Origin of the sequence: Streptococcus sp. HMSC078H03 (genome assembly GCF_001808655.1) — a bacterium.
Taxonomy (GTDB): domain Bacteria; phylum Bacillota; class Bacilli; order Lactobacillales; family Streptococcaceae; genus Streptococcus; species Streptococcus salivarius_G.
Map to the genome: position 1 here is coordinate 1 of NZ_KV794095.1, position 228 is coordinate 228.

The following is a 228-nucleotide window of genomic DNA, read 5'->3' on the forward strand; positions in this document are numbered from 1 at the left end:
TTGGAACACGGACTTCTTTAACTTCTTTGCCACCGCCTGAAACATTAGTTACGACAACATCAAAGCCATTAGACGTTTGGTTGCTGATGGTCAATTTCCCTGTCACTTGAGATTCAGGAACTGTGGCTGTAGTTTCGGTAATATAAGTTCGTTTACCATCCAACATATAGTAAAGATGTACAGAATAGGTACCAGCATCACCCTTATGGCTAGCTGTGTCTACATGAA

The 228-nt window shown here is 41.2% G+C and carries 1 pseudogene; it reads right to left on the bottom strand.

The features are described 5' to 3' along the window. Positions 1-228 (bottom strand): annotated as a pseudogene (locus HMPREF2607_RS04810) (hypothetical protein); the annotation flags it as partial.